The sequence below is a fragment of the Rosenbergiella australiborealis genome (assembly GCF_018494035.1).
GTDB lineage: Bacteria > Pseudomonadota > Gammaproteobacteria > Enterobacterales > Enterobacteriaceae > Rosenbergiella > Rosenbergiella australiborealis.
In genome coordinates this window covers 1-2,023 of the sequence record NZ_JABBFO010000029.1, presented here as the reverse complement: position 1 = coordinate 2,023, position 2,023 = coordinate 1, and the positions used below count along the sequence as shown (strand labels likewise).

General features: G+C 42.3%; 5 protein-coding genes. 4 read left to right on the top strand and 1 reads right to left on the bottom strand.

Annotated features, from left to right (window positions below; translation table 11 throughout):
• Positions 1–144: 144 nt before the first annotated feature.
• Positions 145–342, bottom strand: a complete 198-nt coding sequence (locus tag HGT73_RS14510; RefSeq protein WP_214215966.1) for a SymE family type I addiction module toxin — start codon at positions 340–342, stop codon at positions 145–147.
• On the opposite strand from HGT73_RS14510, the gene HGT73_RS14505 reads away from it, so the two are divergent.
• The 4 genes from HGT73_RS14505 (at position 315) to HGT73_RS15115 (ending at position 1,940) form a co-directional block, all read left to right on the top strand.
• Complete coding sequence (locus tag HGT73_RS14505; RefSeq protein WP_214215965.1) at positions 315–545, top strand: DUF6862 domain-containing protein; 231 nt, start codon at positions 315–317, stop codon at positions 543–545. The two genes, HGT73_RS14510 and HGT73_RS14505, sit on opposite strands and share 28 nt — an antisense overlap.
• Positions 546–589: 44 nt before the next feature.
• Positions 590–1,108, top strand: a complete 519-nt coding sequence (locus HGT73_RS14500) for a hypothetical protein (protein WP_244968593.1) — start codon at positions 590–592, stop codon at positions 1,106–1,108.
• Positions 1,105–1,578 carry an Imm42 family immunity protein gene (locus HGT73_RS14495; RefSeq protein ID WP_214215964.1) on the top strand — a complete coding sequence of 158 codons (474 nt, stop codon included), beginning with the start codon at positions 1,105–1,107 and terminating at the stop codon, positions 1,576–1,578. The genes HGT73_RS14500 and HGT73_RS14495 overlap by 4 nt, the downstream gene beginning before the upstream one ends.
• A gap of 134 nt (positions 1,579–1,712) precedes the next feature.
• A complete protein-coding gene (locus HGT73_RS15115; RefSeq protein ID WP_214215967.1) occupies positions 1,713–1,940 on the top strand; it encodes a hemagglutinin repeat-containing protein in 228 nt (75 codons plus the stop codon).
• Positions 1,941–2,023: the final 83 nt, after the last annotated feature.

The following is a 2,023-nucleotide window of genomic DNA, read 5'->3' as shown; positions in this document are numbered from 1 at the left end:
AGCTTCTTGATGATCTACTTGAATATGATGAAAGCGCTTATAACAGATTCCTTGAGATCCTGAAAGCTGAAGGTAGGTTAGATCCAGACTTCTATTAGCTTTTAACGATCCCGGCCATCAAGCCGGGATCGTTTTACTGACTAATCACTCTTCAGCCAGCCGTATAATCAGTTCTCCCTGCTGATCACTGACTTCAACCTTCCTGTCCGTCTCAAATCCCAGCGCCTGCATCCAGTGGCCTTTAAGGATAATCGATGGTGAAGGCTGATGCTTAATGTGATCACGAACATATTGCTGAGAATAACTGGCTGAGTGTGGATGAAGCCGAGCGTAAGAAAGCACTGGAGCTGAAACGCGACATACTGAAAGAGCCGCTGACACTCGCAGAAGAGAAAGAGCTGGCCGGAATAAAACAGATGGATAAAGACCGCGATCAGGCCATTAAAGATGCGTGTACGCAGGGTAATAAAGGCAGCGCGGCCTGTGGCGGGCTGGTTAACGAGGCGCAGTCTGCATTAGCGAAGTATGGCGATAATATAACCTAATCACTGCCTTCCCGAAACCGGATAGAGAACTAACAGACGGTAAGTTGATTAATCCGGGTCATAGCGACCAGCAAGGGATAGTTAATACGGGCAACAATCAGCCATTAGCGTCAAGTCCAACACATACAGGTAATAGTGATGATTTAGTAAGTACGGGTGGAACAAGTACAGTAACGCCGCTTCCGGATGGGCCAAGTAAGGATGAATTGGCTTATTTGGCAGAGGGAAGAGATAATAGGTTACCAATTCCAGAATCTACCGTAGCGAGTAATGGATTAAAAGTCGAATCAAATACTAAACATACTCCAGGCGCTCAAGGGTTTAGGCCAAATGCAGGTATAGAGCCGAGAGATTCGTTGGACTTATTCAAAAATTCAATATCGCTGATTGGTAATAAAGCTCGTTATAGTATGGGGAATGATGGTTCAATTCATCGCTATTTTCCTGACAATACAGGCACATATCATTGGTCTGGAAGCACTGGCGATTTAAAAAACCCGATGCAGCTAGACAATAAGACTAAAGCCCAACTACGCAAACAAGAGGGATGGAAAATCAAATGATAATTGGTAATCCTTATCAAATTGCCATACAAATAGAGCAGTTAGATGTTCTATGTTCTCCAACTGGGATTTTTAATTTAATACTTAACGATGTATTGATCCCTGCAAAAGGAGTAACTACTGACCTTTATATTGTTATCTCTTCGTTGAAAGAAAGTTTAGAAATGGGGATTAAAGATATAGATGGAGATATTGGTGGTTACCCTTTAGATGAAATGGACTTCTCTGAAGGGACCCCAGATAAATTGATATCATTAAATGTCGCTGAACTCTATGATTATGGCTGTAATTTTTGGCTGGGATTTGATGGTGATGAGGAGCGTTTTATCTACACTCGGGATTTTGAAAGTAGCTTTATGGAAAATAGATTTCCCAGAGGGACAGTTGAAAGTTTAATAAAATCATTACCCGATGCGGAAATGCTAGTTATGGATAAGCTCCCTAATATGACAATTACAAAAATAGCATAACTCATATTTTGCTGGTTTTTTTGATCACTTTTTCTGATTAGTTTTATTAAGCTATTAAAAATAAATATCCTATTGATAAAAGGGAATAGATGACTACTCAGTCGTCGTAATAGCAATTGTGGTGGGATGCCTGAATAGGCTGCTCTAGCAGTGATAGTGCCTGGATTAGCACCTCTGCCAGCGTCAATAGCAATAAAGACAAGAAGAATGGCTGTTCCCTGACTCATCAAGTCACTTTACACAGCGATTGCGATACCACCTTAACCGGTGTGCAGGTGAATGGTAAACGGATTGCGGCGGAAATTGGCCATAACTTAACGCTAACCTCTGAGCAAGACAGCAACCGCTACTATTCCAAGTAAAAAAGTGCCAGCGCGGGTGAAAGCTGTACCTTTAGCACCATGAGCCCTTCAGGGAGCGTCAATCTCGCGCGCGATAAGATGGA

Excerpts from the sequence above, each read along its gene's own strand:
- HGT73_RS14495 (WP_214215964.1), top strand. The coding sequence starts at position 1,105 with ATGATAATTGGTAATCCTTATCAAATTGCCATACAAATAGAGCAGTTA.